This is a genomic window from Isoptericola halotolerans (genome assembly GCF_013149785.1).
Lineage (GTDB): Bacteria > Actinomycetota > Actinomycetes > Actinomycetales > Cellulomonadaceae > Isoptericola > Isoptericola halotolerans.
Genome location: NZ_JABEZU010000005.1, coordinates 1 through 19864 on the forward strand (window position 1 = coordinate 1; position 19864 = coordinate 19864).

Below are 19864 nucleotides of genomic sequence, written 5' to 3' on the forward strand. Positions count from 1 at the left end.
GCCCGGTCCCATACCGAACCCGGAAGCTCAGCCCTTCAGCGCCGATGGTACTGCCCTGGAGACGGGGTGGGAGAGTAGGACGCCGCCGGACACCCATTCACGAAGACCCCGCACCTTCTGGTGCGGGGTCTTCGTCGTCTCCGGAACGGCCTGCGTCCAGGAGCGAGGCCGGTCCACGAGCTCGGCGGCTCACTCGGTCACTGGTCACCCACCGCTGTCAGGGGCGTGAACGATGCCTGTGGGGGTATGCGCGACCACTAGACTGGCAGCCATGTCCACCATCTCCCGTGACGAGGTCGCGCGCGTCGCTGCCCTGGCGCGCATCGAGCTGCGCCCTGACGAGCTGGATCGGCTCGCCGGTGAGCTCGACGTGATCGTCGAGTCGATCGCCAAGGTGAGCGCGGTCGCGACCCCCGAGGTTCCTGCGACGAGCCACCCGTTGCCGCTGTCCAACATCTTCCGCGCGGACGAGCCGGTTCCTGCACTACCGGTCGAGGACGTGCTGGCCGGTGCCCCGGCCGCCGAGGACGGCCGATTCGCCGTGCCGCAGATCCTGGGGGAGGAGTGACATGACCGATCTGACCAGACTGTCTGCTGCCGTCCTGGCAGAGAAGCTGCGGGCCGGTGAGGTGACCAGTGTCGAGGTCACCCAGGCCTGCCTCGACCGCATCGCGGCCGTGGAGCCCGCCGTGCACGCCTATCTGCACGTGTCCGCGGACGAGGCTCTCGCCACGGCACGCGACGTCGACGCCCGCCGTGCCGCCGGCGAGGAGCTGCACCCGCTGGCCGGCGTGCCGATCGCCGTCAAGGACGTCGTCGTCACCCGGGGGATGCCGTCCACCGCCGGCTCGAAGATCCTCGAGGGCTGGGTGCCGCCGTACGACGCGACCCTGGTCGAGCGCATCCGCGCCGCGGGCATGCCGATCCTGGGCAAGACCAACATGGACGAGTTCGCCATGGGTTCCTCCACGGAGCACTCGGCATACGGGAACACCCACAACCCGTGGGACCTCGAGCGCATCCCGGGCGGCTCCGGCGGCGGGTCCGCCGCGGCGGTCGCGGCCTTCACCGCCCCGTTGGCGATCGGCACCGACACCGGTGGATCGATCCGTCAGCCGGGTGCGGTGACGGGCACCGTCGGCGTGAAGCCGACCTACGGTGGCGTCTCCCGCTACGGCCTCATCGCTCTCGCCTCGAGCCTCGACCAGGCCGGCCCGGTGACGCGTACGGTCCTCGACTCGGCGCTGCTGCACGAGCTGATCGGCGGGCACGACCCTCGCGACTCGACCTCGATCCCCGAGCCCTTGCCGGATCTCGTCGGAGCCGCTCGACGCGGCGCACAGGGCGACCTGTCCGGCGTCACCGTCGGCGTCGTCACCCAGCTGCAGGGCGAGGGGTACCAGCCCGGCGTGCAGGCACGCTTCGAGGAGTCGCTCGAGCTGCTCACGAAGGCCGGCGCGAAGGTCGTCGAGGTCTCCTGCCCGCACTTCGAGTACGCCCTGGCGGCCTACTACCTCATCCTGCCCGCCGAGGCGTCGAGCAACCTGGCGAAGTTCGACGGCATGCGGTTCGGCCTGCGGGTCGAGCCGGAGGACGGCCCGGTCACCGCCGAGCGCGTGATGGCGGCGACACGTGGTGCAGGGTTCGGTGACGAGGTCAAGCGACGCATCATCCTGGGCACCTACGCCCTGAGCGCCGGCTACTACGACGCCTACTACGGCAGCGCCCAGAAGGTGCGGACGCTGATCCAGCAGGACTTCGACGCGGCGTTCGAGCAGGCCGACGTCCTGGTGTCCCCGACGTCCCCGACGACGGCGTTCAAGCTCGGCGAGAAGCTCGACGACCCGTTGGCGATGTACCTCAACGACGTCGCCACCATCCCCGCGAACCTCGCGGGCATCCCGGGCATCTCGGTGCCGAACGGCCTCTCGGTCCCCCCGGAGGGCGGCGACGCGCTGCCCACAGGATTCCAGGTGCTCGCTCCCGCGAAGGCCGACGACCGCCTCTACCGCGTCGGCGCTGCCCTCGAGGCGGCGCTCGAGAGTCGCTGGGGCGGCCCGCTGCTCGACCGCGCCCCCGACCTCGGCTGACGGACCCACGAAGGAGATGACTGTGACCCAGATGGTCGACTACGCCGACGCGGTCCGCCGGTACGACCCCGTCCTCGGGATCGAGGTGCACGTCGAGCTCGGCACCCGCACCAAGATGTTCTGCGCCGCGGAGGTGGAGTTCGGCGGCGAGCCGAACACCCAGACGACGCCGGTGAGCCTCGGCCTGCCCGGCGCGCTGCCCGTGGTCAACGGCACGGCCGTGGAGTACGCGATCCGCATCGGCCTGGCGCTCAACTGCCAGATCGCCGAGTCCTGCCGCTTCGCCCGGAAGAACTACTTCTACCCGGACGTCCCGAAGAACTTCCAGACCTCCCAGTACGACGAGCCCATCGCCTTCGACGGCTGGCTCGACGTCGAGCTCGAGGACGGCACGGTGCACCGCGTCGAGATCGAGCGGGCGCACATGGAGGAGGACGCCGGCAAGAACACCCACGTCGGCGGGTCGACGGGGCGGATCCACGGCGCCGAGTACTCGCTCGTGGACTACAACCGCGCCGGCATCCCCCTGGTGGAGATCGTCACCAAGCCGATCACCGGCGTCGGTGACCGCGCACCGGAGGTCGCCCGCGCCTACGTGCAGGCGCTGCGGGACATCTTCCGCGCCCTGGACGTGTCCGAGGCCAAGATGGAGCGCGGCAACGTCCGTGCCGACGTGAACGTCTCGCTGCGTCCCACCCCGGAGTCGCCGCTCGGCACACGGACCGAGACCAAGAACGTCAACTCGTTCCGCTCGGTCGAGCGCGTGGTCCGCCACGAGATCTCGCGCCAGGCAGGAGCGCTCGACGCCGGCCGGACGATCGTGCAGGAGACGCGGCACTGGCACGAGGACACCGGCACGACGACGTCGGGCCGGGTGAAGTCCGACGCCGAGGACTACCGCTACTTCCCCGAGCCGGACCTCGTGCCCGTCGAGCCGTCCCGCGAGTGGGTCGAGGAGATCCGGGCGACGCTGCCGGAGCTGCCGCAGGCGCGCCGTCGTCGGCTGCAGACCGAGTGGGGCTACGCCGACGCCGAGATGCGGGACGTGGTCAACGCCGGGGCGATCGAGCTCATCGAGGCGACCGTCGCCGCCGGGTCGAGCCCGGCCGCCGCCCGCAAGTGGTGGATGGGCGAGCTGGCCCGCCGTGCCAAGCAGGACGAGCGCGAGCTGGCCGACCTGCCGATCACTCCGGCGCAGATCGGCGAGCTCCAGGGCCTGGTCGACTCCGGTCGGATCAACGACAAGATCGCCCGCCAGGTCCTCGACGGTGTGCTCGCCGGTGAGGGCGACCCGGAGGCGGTCGTCGTGGCCCGCGGGCTCGAGATCGTCTCCGACGACGGCGCGCTGCTGGCCGCCATCGACGAGGCGCTCGCCGCGCAGCCCGACGTCGTGGAGAAGGTGCGCGGAGGGAACCAGGGACCGGTCGGCGCGATCATCGGCGCGGTCATGAAGGCCACCCGGGGCCAGGCCGACGCCAAGCGCGTGCGTGAGCTCGTCCTGGAGAGGATCGGGGCGTGAGAGCACCCGTCCTGCACGGGGAGATGATGCGGCTGCGCCCGATCGAGGCGCGGGACGCGGACAAGCTCTGGGAGTCGCTGCACGACCCGGAGGGCATGCGCCTGACGGGGACGACGGCGACCTTCACCCGGGAGCAGATCGACGAGTGGGCCGCCACCGTCGCCGAGCAGGACGGTCGGTACGACTGGGCGATCACCCCCGGCGCCGTCCGGGACGGGGAGCTCGTCAGCGACGAGCTGATCGGCGAGATCGTCCTCAACGACCTCGACCCGGGCACCCGCGGCGCCAACCTGCGTCTGCAGATGCTGCCCGACTACCGCGGTCGCGGGTACGGGCGCGAGGCCATCGAGGAGGTGCTGCGGTTCGCCTTCGACGGCGTGCCCGGTGATCGCGGTCCCCGGCTGCACCGTGTCGGCCTCGACGTGCTGAGCATCAACCCGCGGGCCAAGGCGCTCTACGCGTCGCTGGGGTTCGTCGAGGAGGGCCGGCTGCGGGAGGTCTACCGCGACGGCGAGACCTGGGCCGACGCGATCGTGATGAGCGTGCTGGAGGACGAGTTCCGGGACCACCACCGCTGATCGTCGTCGCCCGGGTCCCCGCTCCTCAGCGGCGGGCCCGGGCGAAGTGGTCGAGGGCGACGCGTCGTTCGACGGCGTGGTCGACGATCGGCGCGGGGTAGCTCTCCGGCGGCTCGTCGAGCCGCCACGGCTCCTGGACCCGTGCCGCCGGGACGTCCCCCAGCTCGGGGACCCAGCGGCGGACGTACGCGCCGTCGGGGTCGAACTTCTTGCCCTGGGTCACCGGGTTGAAGATCCGGAAGTACGGCGCCGCGTCGTAGCCGGTGCCGGCGACCCACTGCCAGTTGAGCTGGTTCTGCGACACGTCACCGTCGACCAGGTGCTCCATGAAGTGCGCGGCCCCCCGTTGCCAGCGCACGTGCAGGTCCTTGACGAGGAACGACGCGACCACCATGCGCACCCGGTTGTGCATCCACCCGGTGGCCACCAGCTGGCGCATGCCCGCGTCGACGATCGGGTAGCCCGTCCGGCCCGCCACCCACGCCCGGAACCGTTCGTCCTCCCGGGTGCCCCGCGCCCACGACTCCTCCGGCACGACAGTCCGCAACGAGCGGGTGCGGGCGCCCGGCTGGTGGTGCAGGACGTCGGCGTGGAACTCCCGCCAGGCCAGCTCCGAGCGGAACGTCGTCACGTCGTCGGAGGGCGCGCCGTCGGACGCCGCGACAGCGAGGTCGGCGAGCAGGGTGCGCGGGTGGATCTCTCCCCAGCGCAGGTGCACCGACATGGCCGAGGTGCCGGCGAGGTCGGGTCGGTCCCGGTGCTCGGCGTAGCCGGCCAGCCCGTCGTCGAGGAACGTGTGCCACCGCCGTCGGGCGGCCTCCTCACCCGCGCGGGGCAGCCGCGCGTCGGTGGCCGGCGCCGTCGGCAGCTCGTCCGAGGCCAGGCGCGCCCACGGGATCGATCGCGGCCGGATCGCGGGCGCGCGCCAGCCGTGCTCCAGCCATGCCCGGCGGAACGGGGTGAACACCTGGTAGGGCGTTCCGGCGCCCGTGCGCACCCGGCCGGGGGAGACGGCGTAGGCGGAACCGGTCACGACCAGTCGGCGGTCGTCGTCGGCCAGCGTCTGCGTCACGGCGTCGTCGCGCTGCCGTCCGTACGGTTCGTGGCTCGCCGCCACGTGCACCTCGGTCGCCCCGATCTCGCGGGCCACCGCGGGCACCACCTCGCGTGGGTCCCCACGACGGACGACCAGCGCGCCGTCGCACGCGGAGTCGAGGGCGCTCAAGGACCCGAGCAGGTAGACGAGCCGGTTGTGCCCGGCGCGCGACCAGAGCGCGTCGTCCAGGACGTAGAGCCCGACGACGTCGCTCCCGTCCTGCCGGGCCGACTCCACGGCCGCGACCAGCGCAGGGTTGTCGGCGAGGCGCAGGTCGCGGCGGAACCACATCACGGTCGAAGGCACCCGACCACGGTAGATGCTCGGCGCCCCGGCGTCGGTCTGGGCGGTCTCGCCGTGGGTGGTGCGGCACGTCCGCGCCGCGGACGGGGCCGAGGGGTGCAGACCGCCGGGGCGTGACCTGGGCGCTCAGCGCAGCCAGGTCCGGGCACCCGGCACCGACGACGCGGCCCAGGCACGCCCGAGGCCCCAGGTGTCGCCCGCCCGGCTCAGCGCCAGGGCCGCCAGCAGAGCGGCGTACACCACGTGCTCGTCGACGACCGGGTTGTGCGAACCGGCGGCGAACGGCCAGGTCGACAGCCACAGCGAGAGCATGAGCAGCCCGCCCGCGACCGCGGCGGCCCGCATCCCGACGCCGAGGAGCAGGGCGAGCCCGGTCCCGAGCATGCCGACCATGAACAGCACGTCGGTGACGGATCCGGGCAACGCGGCGAAGACGCCGGACAGGGGTCCGGCGGCGTGCTCCAGGTAGCCCGCCGTCGGCGACGTCCCGGTGGTCAGCCAGGCCGACTCGGACGGAGTGGCGTAGCCGAGCCCGAAGGTCTTGTCGAGCACGGGCCAGAGGAAGACGATCGCGAGCAGGAGGCGGCAGCAGGCGAGGGCACGGCGTGCGGCGACGCCGCCGGGCGTGCCGCCGTCGGCGGCCGTGGGGCGGGTGCTGGTCGGCACGGAGGTCGTGGTCATCGTCGTGTCGTCCTCGTTCGTCTCGGTGGTTCGGACACTGCATCGTGGGCGGCGTGACACCGGGCTCGCCAGCGCCGGGCAAGAGGTGAAGCGTTTATGCAGCCCGGACGCCCACGAGGCGGGACGGGTGTGCCGGGTCGCCGTGCCACGGCGTACGCTGCGCGGGCGTGCCGCCTGCGGTACGTCGTCGCACCGGTACGAAGGAGCAGTGACATGAGCCGCCCCCTGCGCTCCCGCACATCCACCCACGGCCGCAACATGTCCGGCGCCCGCGCGCTGTGGCGCGCGACCGGCATGGGCTCGGAGGACTTCGGCAAGCCGATCATCGCGATCGCGAACTCCTACACGCAGTTCGTCCCGGGGCACGTGCACCTCAAGGACATGGGTGACCTCGTCGCGGGCGCCATCCAGGAGGCCGGTGGGGTCGCCAAGGAGTTCAACACCATCGCCGTGGACGACGGCATCGCGATGGGGCACGGCGGCATGCTGTACTCGCTGCCGAGCCGCGACCTCATCGCCGACTCCGTCGAGTACATGGTCAACGCGCACTGCGCGGACGCCCTGGTGTGCATCTCCAACTGCGACAAGATCACCCCGGGCATGCTCAATGCGGCGCTGCGGCTGAACATCCCGGTCATCTTCGTCTCGGGCGGGCCCATGGAGGCCGGCAAGGCGATCGTCGCCGACGGCATCGCGAAGACCAGCCTGAACCTCATCAACGCGATCAACTACTCCGCGGACGAGAACGTCTCCGACGAGGCGCTGGCCAAGGTCGAGGAGGCCGCGTGCCCGACCTGCGGGTCGTGCTCGGGGATGTTCACCGCCAACTCGATGAACTGCCTCACCGAGGCGCTCGGGCTCTCGCTGCCGGGCAACGGCTCGACCCTGGCCACGCACGCCGCGCGCAAGGAGCTGTTCCTCGAGGCGGGCCGGACCATCGTCGACCTGGCGAAGCGGTACTACGACGACGAGGACGACTCGGCGGCTCCGCGCGGCATCGCCACCAAGGCGGCGTTCCACAACGCGATGGCGCTCGACGTCGCGATGGGCGGCTCGACCAATACGGTGCTGCACGTCCTTGCGGCGGCGCAGGAGGGCGAGATCGACTTCACGCTCGCCGACATCGAGGACATCAGCCGCCGTGTGCCGTGCCTGAGCAAGGTGGCGCCGAACCACCCGGACTACCACATGGAGGACGTCCACCGGGCGGGCGGCATCCCCGCGCTGCTCGGTGAGCTGCGTCGTGCGGGCCTGCTCGACACCGACGTCACCACCGTGCACACGCCCACGCTCGAGGCGTGGCTGGACGACTGGGACATCCGCTCCGGCAAGGCGACCCCCGAGGCGCTCGAGCTGTTCCACGCCGCCCCGGGCGGGGTCCGCACCACGCAGGCGTTCTCCACGCAGAACCGCTGGGAATCCCTGGACACCGACGCCGCCGAGGGCTGCATCCGCGACCTCGAGCACGCCTACACCGTCGAGGGCGGGCTCGCGGTGCTGCGCGGCAACCTCGCCGAGGACGGCGCCGTGTTCAAGACGGCGGGCGTGGACCCGGACGTCTTCCACTTCGTGGGCAAGGCCCTCGTGTGCGAGTCGCAGGACGAGGCCGTGGAGAAGATCCTCACCAAGCAGGTCGAGCCGGGCCACGTCGTCGTCGTGCGCTACGAGGGTCCGGCCGGTGGCCCGGGCATGCAGGAGATGCTGTACCCGACCTCGTTCATCAAGGGCCGCGGGCTCGGCAAGGTCTGCGCCCTGATCACCGACGGGCGGTTCTCCGGCGGCTCCAGCGGCATCTCCATCGGGCACGTCTCCCCGGAGGCCGCTGCCGGCGGCGTCATCGGACTGGTCGAGGACGGCGACGAGATCGCCATCGACGTCGACTCGCGTTCCATCCACCTCAACGTGCCCGACGAGGTGCTCGCCGAGCGCCGGGCCAAGATGGAGGCCTCGGAGAACCCGTGGCAGCCGGTGGACCGCGACCGGTACGTCTCGCCCGCGCTGCAGGCCTATGCGGCCATGGCGACGTCCGCGGACCGCGGCGCCGTGCGGGACTTGAACCGGCTCTCTCGGTGAGCCTCGGCCAAGGCTTGATCTAGAGATGTAGCATGAATGCCGTGACAACGGGCTTCTCCGATGCTGACCTTGAACCGCTCTACACGCTCCGAGCGGAGGACATGCAAGCCTCCGATCTAGAGCGATGGACGGCGGTCGTTCCGGGCGACGAGTCCGTGCTCAGGAAGTTGACGGGTCCAGGGCCAAAGCTGTTGAAAGGCCCCCGGGGTAGCGGAAAGAGTACGTTCCTGAAGCGCGCGTATGCGCGCCTCTCGTCCAATAGTAGCGTGCTCGTAGCCTATATCAACTACTCAACACATCTGGCGCTAGAGCCTCTAATGCTCAATTCTGAGCAATCGCTGGAGCACTTCCGTCAATGGCTAGTGTACAAAGTGATTATCGGACTCGATGAAGCGCATGCCGACTCATCGCCGCCCCAGCTTCGGGAATTGGCAAAAGTAGGTCGATCCTATATAAACGAACTTGGCACCAAAACTGGGGAAGCCCCAAAGACTCAAATTCAACCGATGTCGCCCGCCGAGTTGTTGAATTTTATCGAGCGCTTGGCGCTAGACGAGGGGCGATCTCGAGTCGTTCTCTTGATGGACGATGCCGCTCACGCGTTCATGCAGCAGCAGCAGCGAGAATTTTTTGAGCTCTTCCGCGCATTGCGTTCAAGGACCGTAGCATGTAAAGCCGCAATATATCCCGGCGTGACTTCATATAGCCCATTCTTCAACGTTGGGCACGAGGCCGAGGAAATTGAGATATGGATCCGCCCTGATGGGCCTGACTATCTGCCAACTATGCGCGCGATATTCAAGGCACGATTCCCTGAGTCGATGCAGGAAGCGGTAAGGCAGGAACTGGTAGATATGGCCGCACACGCAGCCTTCGGTCTACCTAGGAACTTCCTGAATATTCTTTCCGATTCTCTGGGCGATCCAGATGACCGCGAGTTCGCCCCAAGTGCGCCCAGTTTGCGTCGTCTCCGAGTTGCGATTCAGGACAACGCCAACCGCGCTCGAGCTCTTTTCGCTGAGATCTCAAAGAAACTTCCACGCTACGCGAATTTTGTGGAAGTTGGATCTGAGGTTCAGAACAACATGGTGGACCAGATCCGCAAAACCAACATGCTTCGCTCGAGGGGACCCGCGAAGTACGTCGGAATTGCGATCGCCCAGCCTTGGGGTAGCGAACTGGGGCAAATAGTATCACTACTTGAGTACGCCGGATCTGTTCGTCGCATAGGAACGGTATCTCGCGGTGAGACTCGCTACGAGCGTGTTCAGATTCACACATCGATCCTATTTGCCGAGACTGCGCTTGGCCTTGGCCGCAACCTATCAGCTGAGGACGCGAATCGGGCACTTGCTCGACAGAGCGCTGATGACTTCGTGCGTCGGCAGGCCGACAGAATAATGACGCATGAACTCGTGGACAGGTGTCGGCTCAATCTATCCCCTTGCCCAGTTTGTCAAAGCCCGAGGGTTTCCGAAGATGCAGCGTTCTGCTATAAGTGCGGCGCGTCCCTTACTGTAGAGTCGGTTTATGCATCACTCTTGGCCGCAAAGGTCGAAGTTCTTGACCTTCCCGAGTTGAAGGTCCATCGAATTCAAGATGCAAATATCCGAACGGTGCAGGACGTTATTCTTGATGAGGGAGGATCGCGACTTAGGTCGGTCAAGAGTATTGGTGAGATATGGTCGGCTCGCATTAAGGCGCGAGCTGAAGAGTTTGTAACGTTGTGAGCAACCATGCAGTTCCTAGGTGCTGCCTGGCACCAAACGCGCCTGGTGGCGCTGATCATCTTCCTAGTCTCCGATCGGCATTCGCTACCGAACGGCCTGCGGACGAGGGAAGTAGTCCGATCGAACTATCTTTCGCTTCCATAAAGGCGATTCAAGACTTGGTTCATAGATCGTCGAGCGAATGGAGCCCGCATTACGGTTTGATTCTGGGCGCTTCGGCAGTTGCCGCTGCTGAAGACTATTTCAGATCGGTGCTTGTGGAGATTGCAAAGGCCTGCCCAACGGTGCGATCGCGTAGTCGAGACTTGGATGTGAAGATGTCCCACGTCCTCGACGGTTCGATCGATACAGCACTGCGGTCATCCTTGGACCAGGTTTCGTTCTCTAGCAATCGAGCAGTCCGTGAGTGGTCGAAGAAGTTATTGGGCACGAAGGTTAGTGGTGACTCGACTCTGGCAAGGCTACTCGACGAATTCGAACGTGTTTGCCATGTGAGGCATTGTGCGACACATGCTGGCGGCTATGTCGGCGAAGGTAATGCTCGTGTTCTCGGCGTCGAGGCGGGCCGGTGGATATCTCTTGATTCAGCGAATGCGGTATATGAGATTCTCAGCGTAGTTGTGGCTACAATACGCGCCTATAACCAGTTCGTGCTTGAGAGTGTACTTTCAGGCTGGCTGAACGATGGCATTCTGCTGGGTTCCTGGGGTCAAGACAAGAAGCTGTTTGAGAAAGTCTGGTCAGTGCTTCGTTGTAGGCAAGACATTGCCGCCGGTCGGGTTGGTTCGAGTGGGTATCCAGCGAATGGCTATCAAGCATATCGGGTTGTGCAAAGAGCGGCTTGTTCGCGCGCGGGAGGCGCATAGATGCCGCTGAACAGGCTGGGAGCGCTTGGGCAGTGATGTCGCGTCGCTGGCGTCGTTGCCGGAGTAGTTCCCTAGACTTGGCCTAGGCTCGGGCCATGAGCGCCGACGCCGGAACCACGCCCGACATCAAGCCCCGTTCCCGCCAGGTCACCGACGGTCTGGAGGCCACCGCGGCGCGCGGCATGCTCCGCGCCGTCGGGCTGGGCGACGACGACTTCGCCAAGCCGCAGATCGGGGTGGCGAGCTCGTGGAACGAGATCACCCCGTGCAACCTCTCGCTCGACCGGCTCGCCGGCGCCGTGAAGAACGGTGTGCACGCCGGCGGGGGGTACCCGCTGGAGTTCGGCACGATCTCCGTCTCGGACGGCATCTCGATGGGGCACGAGGGGATGCACTTCTCACTGGTCTCGCGTGACGTCATCGCCGACTCGGTCGAGACCGTGATGCAGGCCGAGCGTCTCGACGGCTCCGTGCTGCTGGCCGGCTGCGACAAGTCGCTGCCCGGCATGCTCATGGCGGCCGCGCGGCTGGACCTCGCGAGCGTCTTCCTCTACGCGGGCTCGATCATGCCGGGCTGGGTCAAGCTGTCGGACGGCACCGAGAAGGACGTCACGATCATCGACGCCTTCGAGGCCGTCGGGGCGTGCGCGCGCGGTCTGATGTCCCGCGAGGACGTGGACCGCATCGAGCGGGCGATCTGCCCGGGCGAGGGTGCCTGCGGCGGCATGTACACGGCCAACACGATGGCCTCGGCCGCCGAGGCGCTCGGCATGTCGCTGCCGGGGTCGGCCGCGCCTCCGTCGGCCGACCGTCGCCGGGACACGTTCGCGCACGCCTCCGGCGAGGCGGTCGTCGAGATGCTGCGCCGCGGCATCACCGCCCGCGACATCCTGACCAAGGAGGCGTTCGAGAACGCCATCGCCGTCGTCATGGCGTTCGGTGGCTCGACCAACGCCGTGCTGCACCTGCTCGCCATCGCGCACGAGGCCGAGGTCGACCTCACGCTCGACGACTTCGACCGGGTCGCGAGCCGGGTGCCGCACCTGGGAGACCTCAAGCCGTTCGGCCGGTACGTGATGAACGACGTCGACCGGATCGGTGGGGTCCCGGTCATCATGAAGGCGCTGCTCGACGCCGGCCTGCTGCACGGCGACTGCCTCACGGTCACCGGCCGTACCGTCGCCGAGAACCTCGCGGAGATCGACCCGCCCGACCCCGACGGCAAGATCCTGCGGGCGCTCTCCGAGCCGATCCACCCCACCGGCGGCATCACGATCCTGCACGGGTCGCTGGCCCCGGAGGGCGCCGTCGTCAAGAGCGCCGGGTTCGACTCCGACGTCTTCGAGGGGACGGCGCGGGTGTTCGAGCGGGAGCGGGCCGCGCTGGACGCGCTGGAGGACGGCACGATCACCGCGGGCGACGTCGTCGTCATCCGCTACGAGGGGCCCAAGGGAGGGCCCGGGATGCGCGAGATGCTCGCCATCACCGGCGCGATCAAGGGCGCCGGGCTCGGCAAGGACGTCCTGCTGATCACCGACGGCCGGTTCTCCGGGGGGACCACCGGGCTGTGCGTGGGGCACATCGCGCCCGAGGCGGTCGACGCCGGCCCGATCGCGTTCGTGCGCGACGGCGACCGCATCCGCCTGGACGTGGCCGCCAAGACGCTGGACGTGCTCGTCGACGACGAGGTGCTCGCCGCGCGCCGGGCCGAGGGCTGGTCGCCGGTGCCGCACGGCTACACGCGCGGGGTGCTCGCGAAGTACACGAAGCTGGTGCAGTCGGCCTCCCGGGGCGCCGTGCTCGGCTGAGCTGGAGAGGACGCCGCAGGGACGTTCCGCCTGGTGGCGGCGGTGGCCCGGTCGGTCGCGAGCATGAGAGCCTGCGGTCCGTGACCGCGACCCGCAAGCTCGTGCCCGCTGCCTCCCTCGTCGTCCTGGCGCTCCTGACGGGCGGGTGCGGCACCGACGTCGACGGCGGGGGAGCACCGGACGGCGGCTCGAGCCAGACCCCGGTCGCCGGTGCCGAGGCGTCGGCCGAGCCCAGCCCGGAACCGACGGCGGAGCCGGAGGTCGAGGAGCCCGAGGAGGAGCCCGCGCCGGAACGGCCGACCGCCCCGCCGGAGAAGTCCGTCGCCGCGGGCACGGTCGCGGAGGGCAGCGCCGCCACGGCCGAGGGGAAGGGTGACGCCGAGGTGACCTTCGAGCGTGACGGCGAGTTCGCCGTCGTCGTCGAGCTCGACTGCGCGCGCTGCGAGGGGCCCACGGTGCTGACCGGTCCTGACCGGATGACCCCCTTCGGCGAGGCGGACGGTGCGCTGACCGGCGAGTACCTCATGGACGTCTTCCAGGACAGCGAGCCCGAGCAGTCCCTGTGGGTCGCCGCCGACGGGCCGTGGAGCCTGCGGCTCTCGTCCTGGAACGACCTGACGCCCGAGCCGGGCCCGTGGTCCGGCAGCGGGTCGACGGTGATCTTCCTCGGCGGCGACGCCGAGACGGCGGAGGTCTCCTGGACGCCCGCCGGGGCGGGCGACTCCTTCCAGGGCCGCTACTTCGGCACCGAGGAGGCCGCGGCACGGATGTTCGGGGACAGCGAGGAGTTCACCGACGACATCGAGCTGGCCCAGCCCGGCGTCCTGGCGATCACCACCGACGGCGAGTGGAGCATCACCCCCGGCTGATTCGCTCGGTGCGGAGCGGAGCGGAGCGGAGCGGCGCGGCGCGGTGTCCGGACGGCGTGTGTCGGACGCCGGCCCTAGCGTGGAGCGCGGAGGTGTCATCATGAGCGACCAGATCACCCCGGCCGCCTTCCGGGCGGCCGAGGGCACGGACGAATGGCGGGTGCTCGCCGACCTGCGGGCGACGGCGGTCTTCCGCACCGGGAGCTTCACCACGGGTGTCCAGCTCGTCGAGGCGATCGGCGAGCTGGCCGAGGCCGCGAACCACCACCCCGACGTCGACCTGCGCTACGGGGCCGTGACGGTGCGGCTGACCTCGCACGACGTCGGCGGGCTGAGCGAGCGGGACGTGGCGCTCGCAGCGCGCATCTCGCAGGCCGCGCGCGAGCTCGACGTCCCGGCCGACCCGGGGGCCGCGACCGCGCTCACCCTCGGCATCGACGTGCTCGACGGGCCGGCCGTCCAGCCGTTCTGGCGGGCCGTCCTCGGCTACGAGGTGACCGGCAGGGTCGACCCCGACGACGCCGCCCCCGCCGTCGTGGACCCCTCGGGTGCGCTGCCGACGATCTGGTTCCAGCAGATGGACTCGCCACGCGAGCAGCGCAACCGGATCCACCTCGACGTCTACGTCGGCCACGACGTCGCCGAGCAGCGCGTCGCCGACGCCGTGGCGGCCGGCGGCAGGCTCGTCACCGACGAGTTCGCCCCCGCCTGGTGGGTCCTGGCCGACGTCGAGGGGAACGAGGCCTGCGTCTGCACCTGGCCGCCGTCCGACTGACCGGTGGACGGCCGGTCCGCGACGGGCGGACGCGGCTACCCTGTCGCGGGTGCCAGTCGCTCCGCCGCCGTCCGCCGCGGCCACGCCCCCCGAGACGTCGACGACGTCGGTGATCGCCGCCGTCGGGGTCCACCTGCCGGCTCGGACGCTCGACGTGCGTTCCGTCGAGCTCGAGCTCGCCGCGCGCAACCCCGGCGCCGTCCCCCGGGTGCCCATGGTGTCGCGGCTGACGGGGGTGCGCCGGGTGCACGTCCTGCCGGACTCCTGGGACGCGTCCGACCTCGCCGTCGCCGCCGCGGAGAAGCTCCTCGCCGCGGAAGGGCTGGCCGTCGACGACGTCGACCTGCTGCTGTTCGCCTCCGCCACCCAGGACATGATCGAGCCCGCGACGAGCCACATCGTCGCGGCGAAGCTCGGGATGCGGACGCCCGTCATGGACGTCAAGAACGCGTGCAACTCGGTGCTGAACGGGATCGAGGTCGCCGACGCGCTCATCGGCACCGGTCGGTACGGCACCGTCCTGGTCGCGTGCGGCGAGGCGCCGTCGCGGGGGGTCCGCCGGGACGTGCCCGACCGGGCGGCCTACCTGCTCTCGGCACCCGGCTACACGATGTCGGACGCCGGCGCGGCCGTCCTGGTGCGTCGTGCCACCGCGGACGAGGCGGGCGCGGTGGACGAGCGCGGGCGACCGGCGCCCCGCGGCATCCTCGCGAGCGCCTTCGGTGCGGACTCCACCCACTGGGACGTCGGGATGCTGCCGGGCGGCGGCACGGCCCACCCGCGCGACCCCGACAAGACGTACTTCGAGATCGACGGGTCGCGGCTGCGCGAGGCGTTCCTCGCGCTCGGCCCGGACGTGGTGCTGGAGGCGCTACGACGGGCGGGCGTCACCTGGGACGACGTCGCGCTCGTCGCGGTCCACCAGGTGGCCGTCGCCTACCTCGAGGACGTGCGCGTCGCGCTCGGCCTGCCGGCCGGCCGCACCCTCGTCACCGTCGCCGAGCACGGCAACGTCGCCTCGGCCATCCTGCCGCTGCAGCTGCGCACCGCGCTCGACACCGGACGGGTCGGCCCCGGGGACCTGGTGGTGCTCGTCGGCCTGGCGGGCGGCATCAGCATCGGTGCGACGGTGGTCCGGCTGTGAGCGGCTCGTCAGGGCCCTCGACGTCCCGTGCTCCCCGGCGGCTGGCCGTGGTGGTCCCGGCGCGCGACGAGGCGCACGGGATCGGCGCGACCCTGGCTGCGTTGCGCGACCAGCACGACACCGACTTCGACCTGGTGGTGGTGGACAACGGTTCGTCGGACGGGACCGGTGCGCTCGTGCGCGCCACGGCCGCGGACTGGGGCATGACCGCAGAAGGGCACCGGCGCCGCCGCCGACACGGGGATCCGGGCGGCGATCGCTGCCGGGGCGACGCACCTCGCGCGCACCGACGCCGACTGCCTGCCGGCCCCCGACTGGACGGTCCGGGTCCGGGCCGCGTTCGACGCGGGGCACGACCTCGTCGCCGGCCGCCTGGTGGCCCGCACCGACGACCTGCCGGTGTCCCGTGTCCAGCAGGCCGTGCTGGCGTCCGCCGTCGTCGTGGCCAGCACCTTCGGGAGGTTCCGGCCCGGCAACCAGGACCCTGCCTACCGCGGGCCCTACGTGATGGCACCGGGCTGCAACATGGCGATCACCGCCGCGCTGTACGAGGCGGCCGGCGGCTTCCCGCGCACCGCCATCGAGGACGTCCACGAGGACCGTGCCCTGGTCAACGCGGTGCGCCGCCTGACCACGCGCTACGGCGCGCACCGCGAGGTCGTCGTGCGCGCGTCGGCGCGCCGGGCCCACGCCTGGGGTCTGGTGCGCACCCTGGGCTGGTACGCCGACCACCGCTACCGGCCCGACGTCGTGGACATCCGATGACGGCGCTGCGGTGGGAGGAGCGCGTCCAGCGCGGCGCGCACCCCGTCGCGTACCCGGCCATCCGCGCGCTGCGCCGGCTCGGCCCGGTCGTCCGGGTCCCCGGCATCGGCGTGGTGGTGTCCGACGCCGCGACCGCGCGCGAGGTGCTGCTCGACACCGAGCACTTCTCCAAGGTCGGGCCCGGTGCGCCGTCGGACCTGTGGACGCCCGTGCTGGGCCCGTCCGTGCTGCTCAACATGGAGGGCGTCGACCACGCCCGCCTGCGCCGCACGCTGGCGAGCCTTTTCACCCAGCGGGCCGTGCGCGAGCTGGTCGCCGTGAGCGTGCCCGAGGCGCTGTCGAGCCTGCCGGGGCGCCTGCTGGCGGGGGAGCGGGTGGACCTCGCCGAGGAGACCGCCACCATCGCCGGCACGGTGATCTGCGCGATGACCGGTCTGCCTCCCACGGACTCCGCCGTCCGCGAGGCGATGGCCGCTGCCGGGTCCGTCGTCGGGCTCGTGCGCCTGCACCGCCACAGCCTGACCGCCTCCCAGGTGCGGCACGCCCGTGCGGTGCTGGCGCGGCTGTCGGCCCCGGCCCGGGCGGCCTACCGGGACGGCGACCCCACGACCGTCCCGGGCCGGATGCGCGAGCTGGGGCTGTCCGAGGACGAGGCCCTCGGCGCGGTGGGGGCCTTCGTGCTCACCGGCACCGAGACCATCCAGTCGTTCGTCCCCCGGCTGGTGGCGATCGCCGCGGACACCGGCTGGCTCGACCGGCTGCTCGACGCCGACCCGACGACCACCGACGGGGTGGCCCTGCGCGTCCGCGTCGTCGAGGAGGCGCTCCGCCTCACGGCGCCGACGCCGGCGATGCTCCGCTCCGTGCGCGCGGACGCCGCGGTGGGCGGGGTGCCCGTGCGCGCCGGGGACCGCGTCGTCATCGCGACGATCTCGTGCTGCCGCGACGCCGGCCCGTTCGACCCGACCTCCCCGGCCGACGCCGCGGTGCGGCACCTGTGGTTCGGCGCCGGTCCCCACTTCTGCCTCGGGATGCCGCTGGCGCTGGCGCAGGTCGACGCCGTGCTGGACGCCCTGCGGTCCGTCGCCGTGGCGGGGCGAGCGCTGCGGGTCGTCGACCGGTCGGTGGCGCGCGGTGTCCTCATCCCCGCCTACCGCTCGTTGACCGTGGAGGCCGCATGACCACCGGTGCCCACCTGCTCGACCCGATCCTCGCCCGCGGGGCCGCCGGGCACCCGGGGGCGGACGACGTCGCGCTGCGGCGGTGGACCCGGGGCGGACGACGCGGCACCCGGGTGCGCGAGGAGGTCGGCTACGCCGAGCTCGCACGACGTATCACCGCGACCGCCGCGGCGCTCGCCGCCGACGGGCTCGCCCCGGGCGACCGGACGCTGTTCTCGGTGCGCCCACGCCCGCAGGGTGTCGTGCTGGCACTGGGGACCGTCCGCGCCGGGGCGACCGTCGTGTTCGTCGACCCGGGGTCCACGCCCGAGCTGTTCGCCTCCCGCGTCGCGGCGGCGCGGCCGAGCCTGGCGATGACCGAGTCGCTGCTCTACGCCGTCTCCCGCGGCCCGCTGCGGCGGCTCGCCCGGTCCCGTGGCCTGCTGCTGCCCGACTACGCCACGTTGCCGGTGCGCCACGTCCACGCCGGGCTGCGGCTGCCGGGCGTGCCGTGGCGCTCGCGGGCGGCCGGTGGTCTGGCCCGCGGGGGCGGTGACACACGTGCGCTGCCGCCGCTCGAGCCGGACCGCGAGGCCCTCGTCGTCTTCACGTCGGGCACGACGGCGCAGCCGCGTGCCGTCGTGCACAGCGCCGGGTCGCTGCTGGCCGGCTGCGACCTGCTGCGCCAGGTCTTCGACCTCGTGCCCGGTGACGTGGTGCACACCGACCAGATGCTGCTGGGCATGCCCGCGCTGCTCGCCGGGGCGACCTGGTCCGTCCCCGCCGACCCGCCGGGCCGCGACGTGGTGACCTTCGGCCGGAGTCTCGCCGGCGTGGCGGGGACGTACCTGGTGCCGGCCGACGTCACCGCGCTGCTGGACGCCGTCGAGGACGGACGGGTGCCCGCCCGGGGCCCGCGGGTCGCGCTGGTCGGGGGCGCGCCGGTGACCCGTGCGCTGCTCGATCGTGCGACGCGGGTGCTGCCCGGCACCCGGTGGGTGGGCGTCTACGGGATGACGGAGATCCTGCCGGTCGCCGTCGTGGAGGCCGACGACAAGCTCGCGTTCGACGGTGACGGGGACCTGGTGGGTCACCTGCTCCCGGGTGTGGTCGGACGGCTGGTGCCGGTCGACGACGAGGCCGACGGCGTCGGTGAGCTCCTCCTCGGCGGGCCGTCGCTGATGGCGGGCTACCTCCACGACCTCGGCACGGACGCGAGCGCAGCCGGGCGCGCAGATGGCGCTGCCGTGCGCGCGACCGAGCACCGCACCGGCGATCTCGCCCGGTTCACGCCGGACGGCCGCGTGGTGCTCGTGGGGCGCACGCGCGACATGATCATCCGCGGCACGACGAACATCTACCCCGGCCTCTTCGAGCCGCGGGTGGCGGCGCTGGAGGGTGTCGGCGAGGCCGTGCTGGTGGGCGTGCCGCAGGACGACGGCGACGAGGTCGTCGTGCTGGTCGTCACGTCCTCGGGCATCGCCCCGCCGGGCCTCACCTCGTCGGCCAGGCCGCCCACGGACGTCCCGACGCAGGTGGTCCTGGACGCGGACCACCCCCTCGTCGAGACGGTGCGCGCCGCGCTGCCGGGCGTCGTCGACCACGACGCGTTGCCCGACGTCGTGCTGCACGCCTCGCACGTCCCCGTGGCGGGACGCAGCCGCAAGCCCGACCGGGCGGCCCTGACCCGCGCGACCGCTCCGTGGACAGGGGCTGCCGGTCGAGGGTGATCGTCTGCCAGGGTGTGCGGATGGGAAAGGTACACGAGCGCATCGACGACCGGCTGCGAGCCTTCATCGAGGCCCAGCACATGTTCTTCGTCGGCACGGCGCCGCTGGCGGCGGACGGGCGGGTCAGCGTGAGCCCGAAGGGCATCGGTGGCACGTTCGCGGTGCTCGACGACCACACCGTCGCCTACCTCGACGTGACGGCCTCGGGCGCCGAGACGATCGCCCACCTGCGCGAGAACGGTCGGGTCACCTTGATGTTCTGCGCCTTCGACGGCCCGCCGAACATCGTGCGGCTGCACGGCCGGGGCCGGGTGGTGAGCCTGTACGACGACGAGTACACGGACCTCGTGGAGCACTTCACCGAGCGGCGCGGGGCGCGGGCCGTCGTCGTGGTCGACGTCGAGCAGGTCTCCGACTCCTGCGGCTACGGCGTCCCGCTGTACGACCACGTGGGGGAGCGTGACCTGCTCCCTGCCTTCATGGACCGCAAGGGCGCCGACGGGCAGGCGGCATACCGGCGAGCCAAGAACAGGACCAGCATCGACGGGTTGCCGGCGTTCGACGACGACCCCGTACCGACCGAGGAGGCCACGGTGCCGCAGCCGTGACCGGCGTCACGCCTCGGACGCCCCGATGTCCATCATGCGGGACGCTCGGACCACGGCGTGACATCCGGT

General features: G+C 70.9%; 16 protein-coding genes, 1 rRNA gene and 1 pseudogene. 16 read left to right on the forward strand and 2 right to left on the reverse strand.

The genetic code is table 11. The annotated features are described in order from the left end of the window. The 5 genes from rrf to HDG69_RS16890 form a co-directional block, all read left to right on the forward strand. Positions 1–91 (forward strand): 5S ribosomal RNA (gene rrf / locus HDG69_RS16870); the annotation flags it as partial. Between the two features lie 180 nt (positions 92–271). After that, entirely contained in the window at positions 272–568 is a 297-nt protein-coding gene (gatC, locus tag HDG69_RS16875; RefSeq protein WP_171785015.1) for an Asp-tRNA(Asn)/Glu-tRNA(Gln) amidotransferase subunit GatC, read from the forward strand. Between the two features lies 1 nt (position 569). Next, entirely contained in the window at positions 570–2090 is a 1521-nt protein-coding gene (gene gatA, locus HDG69_RS16880) for an Asp-tRNA(Asn)/Glu-tRNA(Gln) amidotransferase subunit GatA (RefSeq protein WP_171785016.1), read from the forward strand. Between the two features lie 16 nt (positions 2091–2106). Next, positions 2107–3609, forward strand: a complete 1503-nt coding sequence (gatB, locus tag HDG69_RS16885) for an Asp-tRNA(Asn)/Glu-tRNA(Gln) amidotransferase subunit GatB (protein ID WP_171785017.1) — start codon at positions 2107–2109, stop codon at positions 3607–3609. Then, positions 3606–4187, forward strand: coding sequence for a GNAT family N-acetyltransferase (locus HDG69_RS16890; protein WP_171785018.1), 582 nt, complete (start codon positions 3606–3608; stop codon positions 4185–4187). Before gatB ends, HDG69_RS16890 begins: the two co-directional genes overlap by 4 nt. A 25-nt stretch (positions 4188–4212) precedes the next feature. Here HDG69_RS16890 and HDG69_RS16895 read toward each other — a convergent pair whose 3' ends face one another. Continuing rightward, entirely contained in the window at positions 4213–5574 is a 1362-nt protein-coding gene (locus HDG69_RS16895) for a cryptochrome/photolyase family protein (protein ID WP_171785303.1), read from the reverse strand. 138 nt (positions 5575–5712) lie between these two features. Next, positions 5713–6267: a DoxX family membrane protein gene (locus HDG69_RS16900; RefSeq protein ID WP_171785019.1), complete on the reverse strand. Its 555-nt coding sequence runs from the start codon at positions 6265–6267 to the stop codon at positions 5713–5715. A gap of 213 nt (positions 6268–6480) precedes the next feature. Here HDG69_RS16900 and ilvD (HDG69_RS16905) point away from each other — a divergent pair, with 213 nt between their 5' ends. From ilvD (HDG69_RS16905) to HDG69_RS16950, 11 genes and pseudogenes are all read left to right on the forward strand, one after another. Continuing rightward, entirely contained in the window at positions 6481–8340 is a 1860-nt protein-coding gene (gene ilvD / locus HDG69_RS16905; protein ID WP_171785020.1) for a dihydroxy-acid dehydratase, read from the forward strand. Between the two features lie 41 nt (positions 8341–8381). Further along, positions 8382–10070: a hypothetical protein gene (locus HDG69_RS16910; RefSeq protein WP_171785021.1), complete on the forward strand. Its 1689-nt coding sequence runs from the start codon at positions 8382–8384 to the stop codon at positions 10068–10070. A gap of 961 nt (positions 10071–11031) precedes the next feature. Beyond that, a complete protein-coding gene (ilvD, locus tag HDG69_RS16915; RefSeq protein ID WP_171785022.1) occupies positions 11032–12744 on the forward strand; it encodes a dihydroxy-acid dehydratase in 1713 nt (570 codons plus the stop codon). An 80-nt stretch (positions 12745–12824) separates the two neighbouring features. Further along, a complete protein-coding gene (locus tag HDG69_RS16920; protein WP_171785023.1) occupies positions 12825–13613 on the forward strand; it encodes a hypothetical protein in 789 nt (262 codons plus the stop codon). Between the two features lie 100 nt (positions 13614–13713). After that, positions 13714–14388, forward strand: coding sequence for a VOC family protein (locus HDG69_RS16925; RefSeq protein ID WP_171785024.1), 675 nt, complete (start codon positions 13714–13716; stop codon positions 14386–14388). Between the two features lie 49 nt (positions 14389–14437). After that, positions 14438–15532 carry a 3-oxoacyl-ACP synthase III family protein gene (locus HDG69_RS16930; protein ID WP_343036494.1) on the forward strand — a complete coding sequence of 365 codons (1095 nt, stop codon included), beginning with the start codon at positions 14438–14440 and terminating at the stop codon, positions 15530–15532. Between the two features lie 50 nt (positions 15533–15582). Then, positions 15583–15666 (forward strand): annotated as a pseudogene (locus HDG69_RS19660) (hypothetical protein); the annotation flags it as partial. Positions 15667–15907: 241 nt separating this feature from the next. Next, positions 15908–16297, forward strand: coding sequence for a glycosyltransferase family protein (locus HDG69_RS19215; RefSeq protein ID WP_246256841.1), 390 nt, complete (start codon positions 15908–15910; stop codon positions 16295–16297). Then, positions 16294–17478, forward strand: a complete 1185-nt coding sequence (locus HDG69_RS16940) for a cytochrome P450 (RefSeq protein ID WP_171785025.1) — start codon at positions 16294–16296, stop codon at positions 17476–17478. The genes HDG69_RS19215 and HDG69_RS16940 overlap by 4 nt, the downstream gene beginning before the upstream one ends. Next, entirely contained in the window at positions 17475–19187 is a 1713-nt protein-coding gene (locus tag HDG69_RS16945; protein ID WP_171785026.1) for a class I adenylate-forming enzyme family protein, read from the forward strand. Before HDG69_RS16940 ends, HDG69_RS16945 begins: the two co-directional genes overlap by 4 nt. A gap of 20 nt (positions 19188–19207) precedes the next feature. Next, positions 19208–19795, forward strand: a complete 588-nt coding sequence (locus HDG69_RS16950; RefSeq protein WP_171785027.1) for a pyridoxamine 5'-phosphate oxidase family protein — start codon at positions 19208–19210, stop codon at positions 19793–19795. The last annotated feature ends 69 nt before the right edge of the window (positions 19796–19864 follow it).